The sequence below is a fragment of the Carboxylicivirga sp. genome (assembly GCF_982718395.1).
The window spans coordinates 13,493-31,215 of record NZ_CEXQWX010000023.1 but is presented as its reverse complement, the minus strand read 5'-3'; the positions used below and the strand labels follow the sequence as shown (position 1 = coordinate 31,215).

At 38.7% G+C, this 17,723-nt stretch carries 8 protein-coding genes; 7 read left to right on the top strand and 1 reads right to left on the bottom strand.

Annotated features, from left to right (window positions below):
- Window positions 1-32: 32 nt before the first annotated feature.
- Window positions 33-2,837, bottom strand: a complete 2,805-nt coding sequence (locus AC4MRQ_RS06700; protein WP_491196887.1) for a triple tyrosine motif-containing protein — start codon at window positions 2,835-2,837, stop codon at window positions 33-35.
- A 286-nt stretch (window positions 2,838-3,123) separates the two neighbouring features.
- On the opposite strand from AC4MRQ_RS06700, the gene AC4MRQ_RS06695 reads away from it, so the two are divergent.
- From AC4MRQ_RS06695 to AC4MRQ_RS06665, 7 genes are all read left to right on the top strand, one after another.
- Window positions 3,124-5,721 carry a glycoside hydrolase family 2 TIM barrel-domain containing protein gene (locus AC4MRQ_RS06695; protein WP_491196886.1) on the top strand — a complete coding sequence of 866 codons (2,598 nt, stop codon included), beginning with the start codon at window positions 3,124-3,126 and terminating at the stop codon, window positions 5,719-5,721.
- A 12-nt stretch (window positions 5,722-5,733) separates the two neighbouring features.
- Window positions 5,734-8,739 carry a SusC/RagA family TonB-linked outer membrane protein gene (locus AC4MRQ_RS06690; protein WP_491196885.1) on the top strand — a complete coding sequence of 1,002 codons (3,006 nt, stop codon included), beginning with the start codon at window positions 5,734-5,736 and terminating at the stop codon, window positions 8,737-8,739.
- A 19-nt stretch (window positions 8,740-8,758) separates the two neighbouring features.
- The gene (locus tag AC4MRQ_RS06685) at window positions 8,759-10,243 is read left to right on the top strand and encodes a RagB/SusD family nutrient uptake outer membrane protein (RefSeq protein WP_491196884.1); all 1,485 of its coding nucleotides are present in this window, start codon (window positions 8,759-8,761) and stop codon (window positions 10,241-10,243) included.
- Window positions 10,244-10,336: 93 nt separating this feature from the next.
- A complete protein-coding gene (gene bglX, locus AC4MRQ_RS06680) occupies window positions 10,337-12,670 on the top strand; it encodes a beta-glucosidase BglX (RefSeq protein ID WP_491196883.1) in 2,334 nt (777 codons plus the stop codon).
- Window positions 12,671-12,765: 95 nt separating this feature from the next.
- Complete coding sequence (locus tag AC4MRQ_RS06675) at window positions 12,766-14,331, top strand: sulfatase family protein (RefSeq protein ID WP_491196882.1); 1,566 nt, start codon at window positions 12,766-12,768, stop codon at window positions 14,329-14,331.
- Window positions 14,332-14,355: 24 nt separating this feature from the next.
- Window positions 14,356-16,164: a family 43 glycosylhydrolase gene (locus AC4MRQ_RS06670; RefSeq protein ID WP_491196881.1), complete on the top strand. Its 1,809-nt coding sequence runs from the start codon at window positions 14,356-14,358 to the stop codon at window positions 16,162-16,164.
- 18 nt (window positions 16,165-16,182) lie between these two features.
- On the top strand, window positions 16,183-17,568 hold the full coding sequence (locus AC4MRQ_RS06665) for a hypothetical protein (RefSeq protein ID WP_491196880.1): 1,386 nt from the start codon (window positions 16,183-16,185) through the stop codon (window positions 17,566-17,568).
- Window positions 17,569-17,723: the final 155 nt, after the last annotated feature.

The following is a 17,723-nucleotide window of genomic DNA, read 5'->3' as shown; positions in this document are numbered from 1 at the left end:
TATATTCAACTTTCCTTCAGGCAACTTTTACTTTAGCCTTCAAAATCGACAATGTAATCTTTCAGCCCTTGATCTTTGCCTAAACCCAACTTCTTTTTCAGGCGATATTTCTTTAAATCGACACTACGCGTCGTGATCTGGAATATTGGAGCAAGTTCTTTGGATGAAAGATTTACTTTTAAGTAGGCACATAGTTTCAAATCCTCATCTGTCAATTTAGGATGTTTGGCCTTTAATTTTTTAAAGAAATTGGCGTGCACGTCAGAGAATGCTGCTTCGAACATTAACCAATCTTGCTTTTCATCCAGGTTTGATCTGATCATTCGTGTTAACTTGTCAATATGTCTTGAGCTGACATACTTTTCACTCTTCCGAATTTGTTTTAACTCCTCCTGTATCCCTTCAATAACTTCCTTTTTCTTGTTGTTTTGGAGTAATAACTTTGATAGCTTATCGTTCTTGCTCAATACTTCCGTTTGGAGCTCTTTAACTTCCTCACCAAGCATCTCTTTAGAGCGTTTTAGCTGATTTTCATACAGTTTTTTTCGCTTGGATAACAGTCGATTATATTCTTGTTTTTTAATAACGATACGGTAAATCCTTATGCTTGTAACGTAGAAAATTATAGCTATGATCACGTAGATGATATATGCATAAGCTGTTCTGTTATAAGGAGGTTTTATAAAAAAGGTAAATTTGGTAAAGTCTTTACTTCCTTTTTGTTTCACTTTAAATGTATATTCACCTTCTCTTAAATTTTGAAAAACAACATGGTTGCTGCTTGTTACACTCTGCCACTTCTGACTATAGCCTTCTAATAAATACTCATAAACTGTTTTTGATTCGTAATTGAAGTTCGTAAAGGAAATTTCAACGGTGTTATAGTAGTAAGGTATCGAATTGAAATTATTCAAATCTGCTTTTTCGCCATTACGGTTGTTACTAAACTCTATTGATGTTATTTTGGGTTGTTTGCTTTTTACTGATGTATCAATCAATTCATTTAAATCGGCCATTGCGACTCCCTCTGTTAAGCAAAAAAAGCATGAGCTGTCATTTATTTTACTGATTTTCTCATATTTATATACCAGGTCCTTTTCTATATGTTCCAAATCATAGGCTATTTCAATTATTCCCTCAGTTTTAAAATTATATAACTCTAACTCCCCTTCTCGTCTTATGAAACAATAATCACCAATTTCTTCAGAAATATAGGTGATGTCATCGAAAATTTCAGGAGCTGGTTTCATGACTCCATTATCGAATATTAAAGTTGTATCGTTGGCAACAAGATAGGCCTGGTTATTTAGTTCAAAAGCTCTGATCCATTGTGATTGGCTAAATGCAATGTGTTTACTCAGATCTTCAATCTGAACATTTTTCAGGCTGTGATCAACAGTTATATGATAGGCTTCTTTTAATGCTCCGGTTGTGATTAATGTTCCGTCTTTTAATTCTATCAGGTCCCTTGTCAGACCTTCCATATTGTCGATGCTGTAACTATATTGCCAGTCCTTTTCATCTTTAGAATATACGATCAAACCATAATAAGAGGTTTGATACATGATATTCGGATTACTCCGGCTCTGAATAAAAGAATAGCCTCCTGATTTATCAGATATCTTTTTAAATTGATTGTTTTCAAGCAAGTAGGTGCCATCATTATGACCAACCCATAATTCATCACCAATAACATTCAGATTCCAGACTTGTCCTTCAGATCCACGCACAAGATCTACTTCAAAAACATTTGGCGAATTGTTTATAGGATTGGTAGCAAATAAACCTTTATTTGTAGCTACATAAAATTGTTGGTTAAATACAACGGCATCGTAAAAAGTGCCTAATTTGTTAAGTTTGTTATTCAGGTAAAACATAGGACTCACCAGATTGATAAATGCTACTCCATTGTCCGTTGCAATCCATAAGTGCTCATTACTTTGCTCAAGCAAACCATGAATTCTGTTACTGCTCAGTCCGTTAGTTTTATTAATGATATATTTTATTTCACCATCTAACTTGCTTATTACTACACCGCCATTCATAGTGGCAAAAGCATATAAATCTTTATCAAGGCGTAATATAGTGTTTAATCTATTTGTTTTTAAATAGGTGTTAAGATACGAATCTAAAGGGTAAAGATTGTTGTTGTGGAGTTTGAATAGCCCGTTGTTAAGCGTTCCTAGGATTAGTGAATTATCATCAGAAGGCCCGATAAACTTCACCTTATATTGCTTTAATTCTTCCAGTTCAGATACAATCCTTTCACCTCTGTTGGGTTTTACAGCCATTAACTTTCCATAGCTGACCTGGTAATATATTTCGTTGTTGATGGGGTAGGTAAATGTAGTATTACCGCTTGAAATACGTTCAATACCAACATGCCCGCTCTTGTTAATATGATATAGCCTGTTAAAAGATTGAAAGATCACATAATTGTCAAATGAATAGATTTTCCAGATATCACTGTGGATACTCGCTAAAGATTTGACTCCGGACTCTATATCATTTTCAAGAAAATACCCCATTATTCCATTGCCACCCACATAAATAGTATCTCCCTGACAATAAACTGATCGAAGTATGTTGTTTGTTGGGTATAATGACCAGTCTTCGCCATCAAAGCGCAATAAGCCTAATGAATTTGCAAAATATACAGCACCACTTTTTGAACTGCTTGCAGCCCAGTTTTGATTTTCTGCTTTATAATCAGCCTTAAGGTAATTGGTAACCTTTGGTGTAACAGCTACCTTAACCGGAAATAAATCATTACTATCTACAGCCCTTGATTTTAAAGTGCTTGCTAGAAATAAAATGAAGATAAAATACTTTCTCATTATGATTTATTATAGCAGCTTGTTTAATTATCTGAATTCTTGCTTAAATATTATCTTTTTTTTAAATGTTTTCAAATTTTCTGTTAATAAATATGATGTAATAAATAGCATCATTACATATTTAGCAGGTGAAAAATACAAGATGAGTGTGTTTTGAAATTATCAAATAATCAGTTTGTTATAGGTTGAAGGGAGAGTTGTGATGTATAATTGATGTATCAAAAAATCATGTATACATCATCCCTTTGGGCAAATTTGTCACAAGACAACAAAAACTTGCTGAGAGATGATAAGAGCATTACAAATATTCCTACTTATTTTTTTAAGTCATATTTCAGTTTTGGCTCAAATGCATAAAACTTCTTTTAATGAAGGGTGGTTTTTCAGCTATAATGAGCAAAATGAAGAATCCTTTGAACAAGTAATGCTTCCACATCATTGGAACGCAGATGCCTACAATACTAAGGATTATCATCGTGGAATTGCCAATTATAAAAAGGATTTTTATTGGGGAGATCTGATTAAAGGGCAGGAACATTATCTTCATTTTGAAGGCGTCAATTCAAAAGCAAGCGTTTTACTAAATGGTCACCAGTTGCTCATACACAAGGGTGGTTATACAAGTTTTAATGTAAATATTACAGAGTACTTGCAGGAAAAAACAATAAACCACCTTGAGATTATTGTTGACAATACTAATAAAGACATTCCTCCTCTATCAGGAGATTTTACAATTTTCGGAGGAATTTACAGGCCGGTGTGGCTAATCTCAAAGGCAAGTACACACTTTTATCCTGATGAACTTGGAAGCAATGGAGTCATGTTTTTCCAGGATGAAGTTAGTAACTCAATTGCTAAGGGGCATGTATCGCTCAAGGTTCGGAATAATTCGAAAGTCAATAAGAGAAATATACGTTCAACATGCACAGATGCCGATGGTAACCTGGTATTCCAAAAAGATTATAAAGCAACAGTTGACAAGAAGATAAATAATGTCAAAATACAATTACCGCCTATAAAAAATCCACACCTATGGTCCCCATCTGCACCAAACCTTTATTCGCTTAAAATACAGATTCTTGATGATGATGAAAATGTACTGGATCAGGTGGAAGAAAGAATAGGATGGAGATGGTTTGAAATCGATGAAAATAATGGTTTTGTATTGAATGGTCAGCCTTTAAAGCTAATGGGTGCAAGTCGTCATCAGGATCGTGAAGGATTCGGGATTGCTTTAAGCGATCAACAACATATTGATGATATTGTAGCTCTAAAAGAAATGGGGGCTAACTTTATACGTTTGGCACATTATCCTCAATCGAAGGCCGTTTTAAATGCTTGCGATGAGTTGGGTTTATTGGTATGGGAAGAAATACCTGTCGTGGATATTATCAACGATAACCCAATGTTTAAAGCGAATGCAAGGCAGGCATTGCTCGAAATGATTCACCAACATCATAATCATCCATCAATCGTGATGTGGGGCTATATGAATGAATCTATTATACAGGTTCCCCACTGGATAAAAGATGATAATGAGCGTACTTTATTATATCAGCAAACAGTTGAGTTTGCAAAAGAATTGGAAGAGCTATGCCGTACTGCAGATCCATCGCGCTTCACAGTTATGGCTTATCATGGCACTACTAAATATAATGAAATAGGCCTTTCTGATGTTGCTCAGATTTCGGGCTGGAACCTTTATGATGGATGGTACGGAAATGACCTGAGTGGTTTTGAGCAGTTTATCTCTCAAGAGAACAAGAAGTATCCGGAAAGACCTTTGATTATCTCTGAATTTGGTGCAGGATCAGATAAGCGTATACATAGTCTCAAACCGCGCAAATTTGATTTTTCTATTGAATACCAGCAGTTATTTATGGAACATTACTGGCCGGTTATACGCGATTCGGCATATATCATGGGAGGAGCTATGTGGAACCTAATTGATTTTAGTTCTGCTCTTCGTCAGGAGTCTATGCCACATACCAATAATAAGGGACTCATGTATGCCAACCGTGAGTTAAAAGATGTATTCTATTATCAAAAGGCATTTTTACATGATGATGAGCCTGTTGTACACATTGCAGTTCGTGATTGGGCCAACCGATACCTATTGGATTCTGATAGTATTCAACCTATTAAGGTTTATACCAATCTTACAGATGTTAAGCTATACCTTAATGATGATTTAATTTCATCAAAAGAGATTAGTAATTACCACGCTATCTGGCAAACGCCATTACCTGAAGGAAAACACTTCTTGCGTGCCGTAGGAAAAACGACTGATGGCAATCAGGTTGAAGATATTGCAATGATTGAAGTAAGATATCTGGAAAGAGATTTAGAACAACAAAATAAAGTCAATATCAATATTAATGCGGGTAGTGATGCCTATTATCATCAGGTTGGTTCATCAAATGTATTTGTACCCGATGTTGCCTATCAGCCCGGATCATGGGGATACGTGGGAGGTTCTCAACTGGAGATGGGAGATCGACCAGGTACAACCTCGGCCATAAAGGGAACGAAAGATGATCCATTGTTTCAGACTCAAAGACAAGGGAATTTTAGTTACCGCTTTGATGTGCAGCCGGGAACTTATGAACTAACGCTCTGTTTTGCTGACTTACAATATTTCGGACAGCCATTAGCTTATGATTTGGGAGCCAGTGAATCAATGGCTATTGAACAGGCAGAAATGGATATACGGATTAATGGAGAATTGATCGAAAAGAATTTTTCACCAGCTAATATAGTAGGAGGATGTCGTAATCTGACAAAAACCTATGTGTTTGAAAATACCGGGGATTCAATCGTTATAAGCTTTGAATCAGATGAAAGTTCATCATTTATCAATGGAATTTCATTAGTAACTAAATAAATATCAATTGTTATGATTAAACGAATATTAATAGCATTTTGGTTGATTGGTCATATTGCCATAGCACAAGATGCAAAAACAGTAACCGGAATCGTACGTGATGGCTCTGGCTTTGGGCTTCCGGGCGCAAGTGTTGTAGTTAAAGGTACGACAAAAGGTACTGCCACTAATTTTGAAGGGCAGTTTATGCTCGACAATGTATTGGATAGTGAGACACTGCTGGTGTCATTTATTGGCATGCAAAGTCAGGAAATAAAAGTTGGAAGCAATGATTACTTCGAAATTACTTTGGATGATGATGCAAGTGATTTAGAGGAAGTTGTAGTTATTGGTTATGGAACAAGTAAATCAAAAGATCTGACTTCACCCATTGCAACCATATCTGCCGAGGAAATTACATCTATGAATGCATCTTCTGCAATGGAAGCAGTTCAAGGCAAAGTAGCAGGTGTGACAATTGTTAATTCAGGAGTTCCTGGTGAGGGTCCTCAGGTGAGTATTCGTGGTGTGGGATCAATTCAGGATTCAAACCCACTTTATGTGGTAGATGGAATGTTTTTGGATGATATTAACTTTTTAAATCCCAATGACATTGAAACAATGTCAGTACTGAAAGATGCTTCTGCAGCTGCCATTTATGGTGTACGGGCTGCCAACGGAGTGGTTTTAATAACAACGAAAAGTGGCTCAAAGAATCGCGAAATGCAGGTGACCTATGACGGTTACTATGGTTTGCAAACTGTTACTCAACGACTGGATATGGCGAATTCGGAGCAGTATGCTATGTTGATGCGAGCTTCAGGAAATGAGCAATATGTTGATGCAGCTATTGCCCGCTGGGGTGGATCAAACGGCATTCCCGGAGTATCAACAGATTGGTATGATCATTTAATAAAGAGTTCTGCACCAATTCAAAATCATAATGTTTCATTATCAGGCGGTAACGAAAAATCGGCTTATGCATTTAGTCTTGGGTATTTTGGTCAGGATGGTATAATGGATGCAACAGGATACTATGATCGAATTAACCTCAGGGGTAAAGTAGATTATGATGTTTCGTCAAAGTTAAAAGTTGGCTTTGGTACAGTACTGACCCGCGAAAAAAGGATGATTGATGATGAACAAGCATGGTTTCAGGCATATGTAAATAACCCGATGTACAAGGTTTATGATGATAATCTGGCCGATGGAGAATCTTTTCCAAAATCATTTGCCAATCCGCATAACCTGGGATACAATACATATTATACCAATCCTGTAGCAAGAGCATATTATCATGGTGATAATACCTCGGATATTACACGTTTCATGCCGAATATATATGCAGAATTAAGACCTTTTGAAAGTCATGATATCGTTTTCCGTTCAGCTATGAATATGGACTTCCGCTATGGAGCTGCATCAGAATTTATTCCGGAATACAAGGTTGGCGATACGCAACAGGTACTGAATTCCTTAAGTAAAACAACCAATTGGAACTATGATTATGTGTGGGATAATACAGTAACCTGGAGAAACAGTTGGGGTGATCATAACCTGACATCTATGGGAGGTATATCTGTAAGGGAAGAAAACTACCGATGGTTAAATGGTACTGCACAGGGAGTAACTAACAGGGACTATTTGAGTTCTGGTATTGCAGATACACGTACATCAGATGATGGAGGGCAGCGATTCAGAGGTATGTCCGTATTTACTCGCCTCTCATATGATTATCAGCATAAATATCTGCTATCACTTACAATGCGGGCAGATGGTTCTTCTAAGTATCAGCAGAAATGGGGCTATTTTCCTTCAGTTGGTGCCGGTTGGGTTGTTTCACAGGAAGATTTTGCTGCAGGACTTAGCAATGCAAGCGTTGATTATTTAAAAGTACGTGCTTCATGGGGATTATTAGGTAATGACCGTGTGCCGGCAAATAGTGCCTTTGGTTCCATTGCCGGAGGTGATCTTGGTAGCTCAGGAATTTTTGGAGGTTCATTAGTACCAGGTATGATCAACAATCGAATTTTTACTGACCTGGAATGGGAGTTAGTTGATGAAAGAAACATTGGTATTGAAGCCAAAATGTTCGACTATCGATTGAATATCGAAGCTGATTATTATAATCGTGAAACACGCAATATGGTTATATGGACAACATTGCCAATGGGTAATGGTAGTCTGTTGCAGAATGCCGGATCAGTAAGAAACTCAGGAGTTGAGGTGGCTGTTAACTGGTCGGATAAGATTGGCAGTGACTTCCGTTATTCAATTGGCGCTAATATTACAACTATTAAGAACCGTGTAACCGATCTGTCAGGTGAACCATATTTGCAGACCGGCGAAGCAGAGTTCCCAATGCGTTCTTATGTTGGAAGTCCTTTATATTCGTTCTATGGATGGAAAACCGATGGTGTTTACCAGACACAAGCAGAGATTGATGCTTGTCCAATTGCACGGGCTAATAATTTAAGGCCAGGTGATTTCAGATACGTAGATGCTAATGGTGATGGCGTTATTGATGATAATGATCGTATGTTATTGGGCGATCCAAATCCTGATTTTACTTACGGAATTAATATGGCTGTTGGTTATAAACGATTTACTCTGGCGGCAACATTCCAGGGAGTGCATGGAGCAACTATTTTTAATCGTCGTAGAGCTGACATTAACAAGCATCCGGCTAATAATGTAGATGCTAATCTGGCAAACGGTGTATGGACAGGACCAGGTTCAACCAATAGCTCACCATCAGCAGAAGGTTTATATAACCCTTGGAATACAGGCCGGATGAATGACTTCTTCCTTGAAGATGGATCATATTTTAGAATTCAGAATGTTCGCTTATCATACGATATTCCAAAGAATGTAATGGAGAAAGTAGGTTTAGGTGCATCTCAGGTTTATCTGAATGTAGACAGACCCTACACTTTCTTCTCATCGAACGGTTTTACACCTGAGGTAGCTGGCGGTATTGATTACTCCGTTTACCCTGTTCCAGCAGTTGTTTCAGTAGGAGTAAAGATTAATTTCTAATAAGCTAAAATAAGTTATTATGAAATCACTAAATAAATTCACTGCCCTTTTTATAGGGTTGATAATATTAACTTCTTGTAATGATTGGTTAGACATTGTACAAGAAGGAGAAGTTCCAACTGATGATATTGATTTTACAGATAAAAGCCAGATGTACGGGCCAGTTTCAGGTGTTTATGCCATGGCACGCGAACGTCTTGCTCAATGGGAGATGTGGCCTTTGTTAAATGTTCGGGGAGATGAAGTAACAAAAGGTGGATCATCAGAAAGTGACCAAGGTGAATACCTGTTTTTGGAGCAATTTAATTATGGACAAGCCAAAGGTTTTTGGGCATTAAACAATAGTTGGGTGGCTCTTTATAAACTGGTTTTTGCGACACATGATAACCAGGAACTGATCGAGAAATTCAGAGATCATTTGGAATCGACTGATGATTTGGATCTGGCAGATCAATACGATGCAGAAATAGTCTTTCATCGTGCATTAGCCTACTACTTCATTAGTAACCTTTGGGGAAATGTACCAATTATTAACCCTGATGATATTACATATGGGATACCCTATCAACCTTATCGTAATAGTGTTGAATCTGTGAGGACTTATATACACGAAGAGTTAGATTTTTGTATCGATCATTTACCTGAAACGCAGGGAGGTAATAAAGGAGCCGTTACCAAGTATACAGCTATGGCTCTAAAAGCCAAAGTGGCCCTTATGGAAGGTGATTATAATACGGTCAGATCTTTAACAGATCAGATTATTGATGGAGCAGGTCTGCATCTTTACAATGATTACTACAATTTGTTCAAAGTGCCAGGTAAGTTAGCGCCCGAATCACTTTATGAACTGCAATTCACAGATTTCGGTAATGGAGATGGTCAGCAAGTATATGGCGGGGCTTGGTTTCAGCATCAGGGACCACGAAACAATCCGGCACCTATAAGCGGATGGGGCTTTATGTTACTACGCCCTGAATTCCTTGATTTCATGCAGGAAAGAGATGAAGATGTTCGTTGGGATGTGGCTGTTTTGGAATCAGGAGCTACAACACCAGCCGGTGATGAGATTGAAATTTTTGAGCCGAACTACATGGAAATAAAAGCACATTATAATGGTAAGGCTTATTTGCCAAAAGATCAGATGACTCCGGGTAGAAACGACTATGGATCAAATAACAATATTCGTATTCTGCGCTATTCTGATGTATTACTAATGAACGCAGAGGCAAAGGTACAAGTTGGCGGTGATCCTGAAACACCTTTTAATGAAGTTAGAGAGCGAGCAGGAATGAATCCGATGTTTGGAATCAACCTTGATGATATTCTGGATGAGCGAAAAGCTGAGCTATCCGTTGAGTGGGGTAACCGCTTCTTTGATCTGGTGCGAACGGGCAAAGCAGCAAGTGTATTGGACGGCTTTGAGACAGGTAAGCATGAGTTTTTGCCAATTCCTCTGTTTCAGGAGGATCTGAATCCTAATCTGACTGGGCCGATAAAAGACTGATATTAGGTTATAAAACAAGAGGTTACGACACCTCTTGTTTTACTCTGATTTAGTTGTTAAGAGATTATTGTCATGTAATAAAAAGTGTTGATTATGAAGAGTATAATACGAAATATAAAGTATTTAGGAGCCTTGTCAATATCCGTTATAGCTCTGGCGGCCTGTAATACTATTAATGAATCGCCTGTTCCCGGTTGGAATAGTTATAGTGGCGATAAAGTGATTGAGCATAAGGTTGACTCCGTACTTTCATTAATGACCTTGCAAGAAAAGATTGGTCAGATGAATCAATATTCGGGAAACTTTGCAGCTACAGGTGAGGTCAGTGAAACTCAATCAGGCGAATACCTCAGGAAGGGCATGATTGGCAGTACGTTTAATGTATTTGGAGCTGAACATATACGGATGTTACAGGAACAAAACTTAGAACATTCGCGCTTAAAAATTCCAATGTTATTTGCCGCTGATGTAATTCATGGTTTGGAAACCACCTTTCCGATTCCTTTGGCTGAAGCATGTTCATGGGATTTAGAGTTAATGGAAAAAACAGCGAGAGCTGCCGCTGATGAAGCAACAGCATCGGGTGTTGCATGGAACTTTGCACCCATGATCGATATGTCAACCGATCCTCGTTGGGGACGTGTTATGGAAGGTGCCGGAGAAGATGTTTATTTAGCTTCACTGATTGCAAGAGCACGGGTTAAAGGCTTTCAGGGAATTGAAGACTACACAGATTTTGCAAAAGGTAATACTATGATGGCAACGGCCAAGCATTTTGTTGGGTATGGTGCAGGTCAGGCTGGTCGTGACTATCACACAGTTGATGTTTCAGAAAGAAGTTTACACGAAACGTATTATCCTCCATTTCAGGCAGCTATTGATGAAGGTGTAGCATCCTTTATGACAGCTTTTAACGATTTGAATGGAATACCATGTACTGGTAATAAGTACTTATATCAGGATGTATTGCGTGATCAGTGGAGATTCAACGGAATGGTTGTAACGGATTATACTGCCATTATGGAATTAATACCTCATGGTTATGCAAAAGATCTGAAGCATGCAGCTAAGCTTAGTCTAGATGCAGGAATTGATATGGATATGATAAGTGAAGCCTTTGTGACTCACTTACAGGAATTGGTTGAGGAAGATGAAGTTTCAGAAAATCAGATTGATATTGCTGTGGCTCGTATCCTTGAGATGAAATTCTTACTTGGTTTGTTTGATGATCCATTCCGTTATTGTGATGTGGAAAGAGAAAAAGCAGTAATGATGAACGATGATTATATTGAACTGGCTCATAAGGCAGCACAAAAGTCAATTGTTTTATTACAAAATGATAATGAAGTATTACCACTTAAAAAAGATGCCGGTAAACGTGTTGCTCTTATCGGGCCTTTTGTTGATGAGCGTGAAAGTTTAAATGGAGAATGGGCAATCAAAGGCGATAGAAATAAGTCAGTAACATTACGCGAAGGTTTGGAAGCTAAATATGCCGGGAGCAATATGAGATTTGAATATGCTCAGGGAACCACACTTCCACTTATAGATCGTAATACCGAAAAAGTATCAACTGTCAATGTGCCTGATAAAAAAGGGTTTGCCGAAGCCATTAATGTTGCGAAACAGAGTGATGTTGTTTTGGTGGCTATGGGAGAAAATTATCATTGGTCAGGCGAAGCTGCCAGCCGCACAGACATTACCTTACCAGGTAACCAGCGCGAACTTCTGAAAGAATTAAAGAAAACAGGTAAGCCTATTGTGTTGGTTCTTTTTAACGGACGTCCTCTGGATCTGTCCTGGGAAGCTGAAAATGTTGATGCCATTGTTGAAGCATGGTATCCGGGTTTAATGGCAGGTCATGCAGTAGCCGATGTGCTTTCAGGCGATTATAACCCTTCAGCCAAGCTGGTGATGACATTTCCCCGTAATGTTGGTCAGGTACCAATATTTTATAATGAGAAGAACACCGGACGTCCTTTTAATGACGATGCACCGGCTGATTACCGATCCAATTATATTGATGTTGAAAACACACCATTGTTTGCTTTCGGGCATGGTTTGTCATACACCAACTTTGAATATTCAAATCTGAAACTGGATAAGAACAAATTTGAAAAAGGAGGTTCTATAAAAGCCTCAATCGACATTACAAATACAGGTAATTATGATGGAGAAGAGATCGTTCAATTATATATCCAAAATAAAGTGGCATCTGTCACCCGCCCCGTTAAGGAATTGAAAGATTTCGAAAAGATCACTCTTAAAAAAGGAGAAACTAGAACAGTTGAATTCGTCATTGATGAACAAACCATTGAGTTTATAGGTGTGGATATGCTGCCAACAGTGGAAGCCGGAAACTTTAATCTGTGGATAGCAAGTAGTTCTGATGATGAAAGTAATAAAACACAGTTCTTCTTTAATTAAGAGGATGAAAAGTGCCCCGAAGCAATTATACTTCGGGCGCTTCTAATCAATTACTGTATGGAGTTGCTTCTATTTTAACCAGTAATCGTATAATTATGAGGTATTTTAAGAAAATAATATATTTAACACTTATACCCTTTTTAACAGTGGCTTGTCGTTCGCATAATTCATCTGATGAGGATGAAAAGCCGATGAATATTTTATTCATAATGACAGATGATCATGCAATGCAGGCATTAAGTGCTTACGGGCATCCAATCGGGAAATTAGCTCCTACACCTAATATCGATCGATTAGCTAACGAAGGCACTCTGTTCTTGGAGAATTATTGTGCCAATTCTTTATGTGGTCCAAGTCGCGCAACAGTTTTAACAGGAAAACATTCACATGCCAATGGGTTCATGAAAAATGATGGTACAAAATTCAATGGTCATCAATTAACATTGCCCCGTTTGTTGCAAGAGGAAGGCTATGAAACAGCAATTGTTGGTAAGTGGCATTTAGTAAGTGAACCTGTTGGATTCGATCATTACAACATTCTAAACGACCAGGGCGAGTATAATAATCCCGACTTTATTACTAAGGATACAACTAAACAGGTGATGGGATATGTCACCGATCTGATTACTGATTTTATAAAAGATTGGTTGGAGAATCGTAATGAGGATAAGCCCTTTTTTATGATGATGCAACATAAAGCACCTCATCGCAATTGGGTGCCTGCTGAGAAGTATTACAGATTGTTTGAAGATGTAACTTTTCCTGTTCCTGAATCCTATTTTGATGATTATGAAGGACGGATAGCAGCAGCTGGTCAGGAAATGAATATCTACCGAGATGCTTATGAAGGACATGATCTTAAAATGGTTACTGGTGTTGGTAGCGATTCCTTATTATATGATCGTTGGCCCCATGTGTTTTTTGGCCGTATGACCGAGCAGGAGAGAGAAACTTTTTTAGAAGCTTATCGCGAACGTAACGATGACTACTACTTGACATCCAGAACGGAAGAAGAAAAAGCGATCTGGAAACTTCAGAGATATTTACAGGATTACCTGGCATGCGTCCGTTCTGTTGATGATAGTGTTGGTGAAATATATGAATACCTCGAACAAAAAGGACTGCTGGATAATACGATCATTGTTTATACCTCCGATCAGGGATTTTTCCTGGGTGAGCATGGTTGGTTCGATAAACGATGGATGTATGAAGAATCTTTCAGAATGCCTTTGGTGATCAGACATCCCCGATTAGGGCACACACAGGCAATTAGCGGATTGACTCAAAATATTGATTTTGCTCCATCCTTCCTGGATATGCTGAATCTTGATGTACCTGAGGAGATGCATGGAGAATCTTTCTTACCTTTAATGACCAAACAAACCAATAACCATAACTGGCGGGAATCACTTTATTATCACTTTTATGAGTATCCCGGCATTCATAGTGTAAAAGCTCATAATGGAGTCAAAACAAAGCGCTACAAATTAATACATTTCTATAAAGACAATATTTATGAGTTATATGATTTGAAGCTTGATCCACACGAGATGAGTAACGTTTACGATGATGAAAGTTATTTTGATGTAAGAGAAGATATGCATGTACAATTGGATAGTTTAATTATAAAGTATCGTGTACCGGATAAATACCTGAAATAAATTGGAGAATTTAAATTTGAGATTATGAAGAAAATATTGAATGCAGTAGTACTAAGTTTGGTTTTGATATATAGTTCATCAACTAAAGCTCAGGAGGTGGTTCCACAAACCTATTGTAATCCGCTTGATATTGATTATACCTACATGATTTACAATGCCCATAAGAATATTTCCTACCGTTCGGGTGCCGATCCCGCAGTGGTGGAATTCCGTGGTGAGTACTACATGTTTGTAACCCGTTCCTTTGGTTACTGGCATTCAACCGATCTGGTTAATTGGGATTTTATCAGACCCGTACAATGGTATTTCGAGGGTTCCAATGCACCTACAGCTTTCAATTATAAAGATTCAGTGATTTACCTGGCTGGTAATCCTGCAGGCTATGGTAGTATTTTGTACACCGATGATCCGAAATCGGGTAAATGGACGCCGACTGCGTCCATCACTCACAATATTCAGGATTCAGAGTTATTTATCGATGATGACGGAAAAACGTACCTTTACTGGGGATCATCCAATGTGTATCCCATTAAAGTAAAGCAACTGGATAAGGATGACCGCATGATTCAGGTGGGAGAACCCAAAGAGCTTATCACACTAAACGAGGACGAACATGGATGGGAGAGGTTCGGAGAAAATAACTTTCACCCCACCATTAAGCAAGGTTACCTTGAAGGAGCTTCAATGACCAAGCACAACGGTAAATACTACCTGCAATATGCAGCTCCGGGAACACAGTTTAATGTATATGCCGATGGAGCCTATATTGGCGATTCGCCAGAAGGGCCTTTTGAGTATATGGAAGGTAACCCCATTAGCTTCAAGCCAGGTGGATTTACAAATGGAGCAGGTCATGGCATGACACTTAAGGCTGTTAATGATCAATATTGGCATTTTGGCACCATGGCCCTGGCATCCAATTCACATTGGGAACGACGTTTGTGCATGTTTCCTACCTATTTTGATGCTGAAGGTATAATGCACAGCAACACCCATTATGGCGATTATCCGCGATTTGCACCTAATCATCCAACCAAAGCAGGTGAGCACAATGGCTGGATGTTGTTGTCATACAAAGGTAAAACCACAGTATCAAGTTCGGCATTGCAAATATCCAAAAGTACTGCTGACGATGGTGAATTTGACATTGAAGTAATGGAAACTGAATATTCTGATAATGGTAAATTGCTATCGAAAGTACTCACCGATGAAAGCCCAAAATCCTATTGGGTAGCTGAGGCAAACGATGATCAGCAATGGGTGGAAATTGAAATGAAAAATATAGGTAATATCTATGCATTGCAACTAAACTTTCATGATCATGAGGCTGGAATTTACACGCGTACTGATGGATTACGTCACCGTTTCACAATTGAAGCTTCACTTGACGGCAGGAACTGGGAAACCATTGTAGATTGGAGCAACAGCTATAAAGATGCCCCCAACGCATACATTCCTCTGAGTATACCAGTGAAAGCCAAATCTGTACGATACAAAAATATTGAAGTGCCGGGTCGTAATCTTGCCATGTCAGAAATCAGAGTATTTGGGTTAGGTGATGGGGCCAAACCGTCAAAGGTGAAAGATTTTGTGGTGGAAAGGCAGGAAGATCGAAGAGATGCTTCATTTAGCTGGAAGCCCGTGAAAGGGGCACAAGGCTACAATATTCGCTGGGGCATTGCACCCGATAAATTGTACCATTCCTGGTTGATATATGGTGATACAGAGCACTTCATGCGCAGCTTTGATCGTGGAACATCTTACTATATTTCAATTGAGGCGTTTAACGAAAATGGAATATCCCAAAAAACAAAACCTCAGTTGATGAAATAGAACAATTAAACTTAAAACATGAAGAAACTAATTATATTATTCGCAGTCCTCTTAGGACTTGTAGAAGCCAGATCGCAAAAAACGGATCACGAAATACTGGAAGAACTGTTGCAGAATACAGTGAAGTTTTACCAGATGTTGAGAGCTGATAATGGTCTCTATCACGATTATGTAAGTTCCAATGGAGAAACCAACAGGGGCTCGGCTGCTAATATTGGAATGGGATTGGTAGCACAATGTGTGGCAACGGAAATGGGCTGGACCAATACTGCCGAAGAGGAGATAATTGAAACCCTCCAATCTGTTTTGGGACATAACGATAGAGGAGTCAAACTTGCCCGAACGGCGCAGGATTGTTTTATTCACTTTTACGATATCAACACTGGTAAAGCCATAGGTGATGACTGGAGTCCCATTGATACAGATTTAATGATATCAGGAGCCTTGTTTGCCAAACGATACTTTTACCATAACGAACAAATAGCCAAATATGCCGATGAACTATATAGCTTGGTAGATCAGTCCCAGTTTATAGGCGACTGGCAAAAAGGCCATATAGCTTTAAAAATGACCGAAGAGGGGCCCGCAGTAGATAGTTGGACCTTGCCATTTAATGAGTATATGGTGGTAGCTTGGTTAGCTAAGAATCAGGCTAAAAAGAAAAATGAACCAGCTGTTAAATTATGGAACAAATGGTATGGTAACCCGGAATCATTACCCATGGCCACTTACCAATCCAAAGATGGTCAGGAATTTCACGTTATGACAGATCATGCGGTGTCGAAAGAATTTACGTCCAACTTTACGTTCATGTTCAACTACCTGTTTGTTCATGAGTTCTCTGTTAATCCACACTATCAGGAAGCCATGCGTCAGGCAGCTTTGGCCGATCGTGCCTGGTGGAATGATCGTCATGATCTGGATTTGATGGGCAAGAAACCTTATGAATGGGGAACAACTGCAGGAGTTGGTTTGCGGGAACGGAATGGTAAGCTAGTAGAGGGCTATACTGTAGATCGAATTTGTCGCATTGAGCATATTGACACTGATCGAGACAGAAATAAGGGCAAAAATGTGGCCTTAAGTGCCATGGCAGGTTATTCACCTGTGTTGCCGGATCTGGTCCGTAAAGACCTGATAGCTATTTATCGCGACCCACGGGGATTAGGTAAGGTGGCTTTACCCGCTCGTGAAGGTATTTCTGATGGAGGCGACTATATTCTTTGGAAATACAGTTATAGCGACCTCAACTGGCGTCCATCCAAAGTGGAAGGAGTAGACTATGCCTGTATGCTTCTGGGTTTGGCTGCTTTACCTGAGTTTTTAGGAGTTGAGTTTTTCCAGGAGTACAATGACTTTTTTAATAGCAATCCGCCAAACTATAAGAGTAAACTTAACCGATGAATATTTGCGTATTGTTTTACTCATTTTATAAGTATTAAGGCATGCACTTACTTCCTAAGCATCTTTGAGATGCTTAGGAAGTTTCAAATGCGGATAGAAATATTCTTTGATGATGAGAATCTTATTGATGGTTGATATTACTAACTTATCCGATG

Excerpts from the sequence above, each read along its gene's own strand:
- AC4MRQ_RS06675 (WP_491196882.1), top strand. The coding sequence starts at position 12,766 with ATGAGGTATTTTAAGAAAATAATATATTTAACACTTATACCCTTTTTA.
- AC4MRQ_RS06690 (WP_491196885.1), top strand. The coding sequence starts at position 5,734 with ATGATTAAACGAATATTAATAGCATTTTGGTTGATTGGTCATATTGCC.
- AC4MRQ_RS06670 (WP_491196881.1), top strand. The coding sequence starts at position 14,356 with ATGAAGAAAATATTGAATGCAGTAGTACTAAGTTTGGTTTTGATATAT.
- AC4MRQ_RS06685 (WP_491196884.1), top strand. The coding sequence starts at position 8,759 with ATGAAATCACTAAATAAATTCACTGCCCTTTTTATAGGGTTGATAATA.
- AC4MRQ_RS06695 (WP_491196886.1), top strand. The coding sequence starts at position 3,124 with ATGATAAGAGCATTACAAATATTCCTACTTATTTTTTTAAGTCATATT.
- bglX (WP_491196883.1), top strand. The coding sequence starts at position 10,337 with ATGAAGAGTATAATACGAAATATAAAGTATTTAGGAGCCTTGTCAATA.
- AC4MRQ_RS06665 (WP_491196880.1), top strand. The coding sequence starts at position 16,183 with ATGAAGAAACTAATTATATTATTCGCAGTCCTCTTAGGACTTGTAGAA.
- AC4MRQ_RS06700 (WP_491196887.1), bottom strand. The coding sequence starts at position 2,837 with ATGAGAAAGTATTTTATCTTCATTTTATTTCTAGCAAGCACTTTAAAA.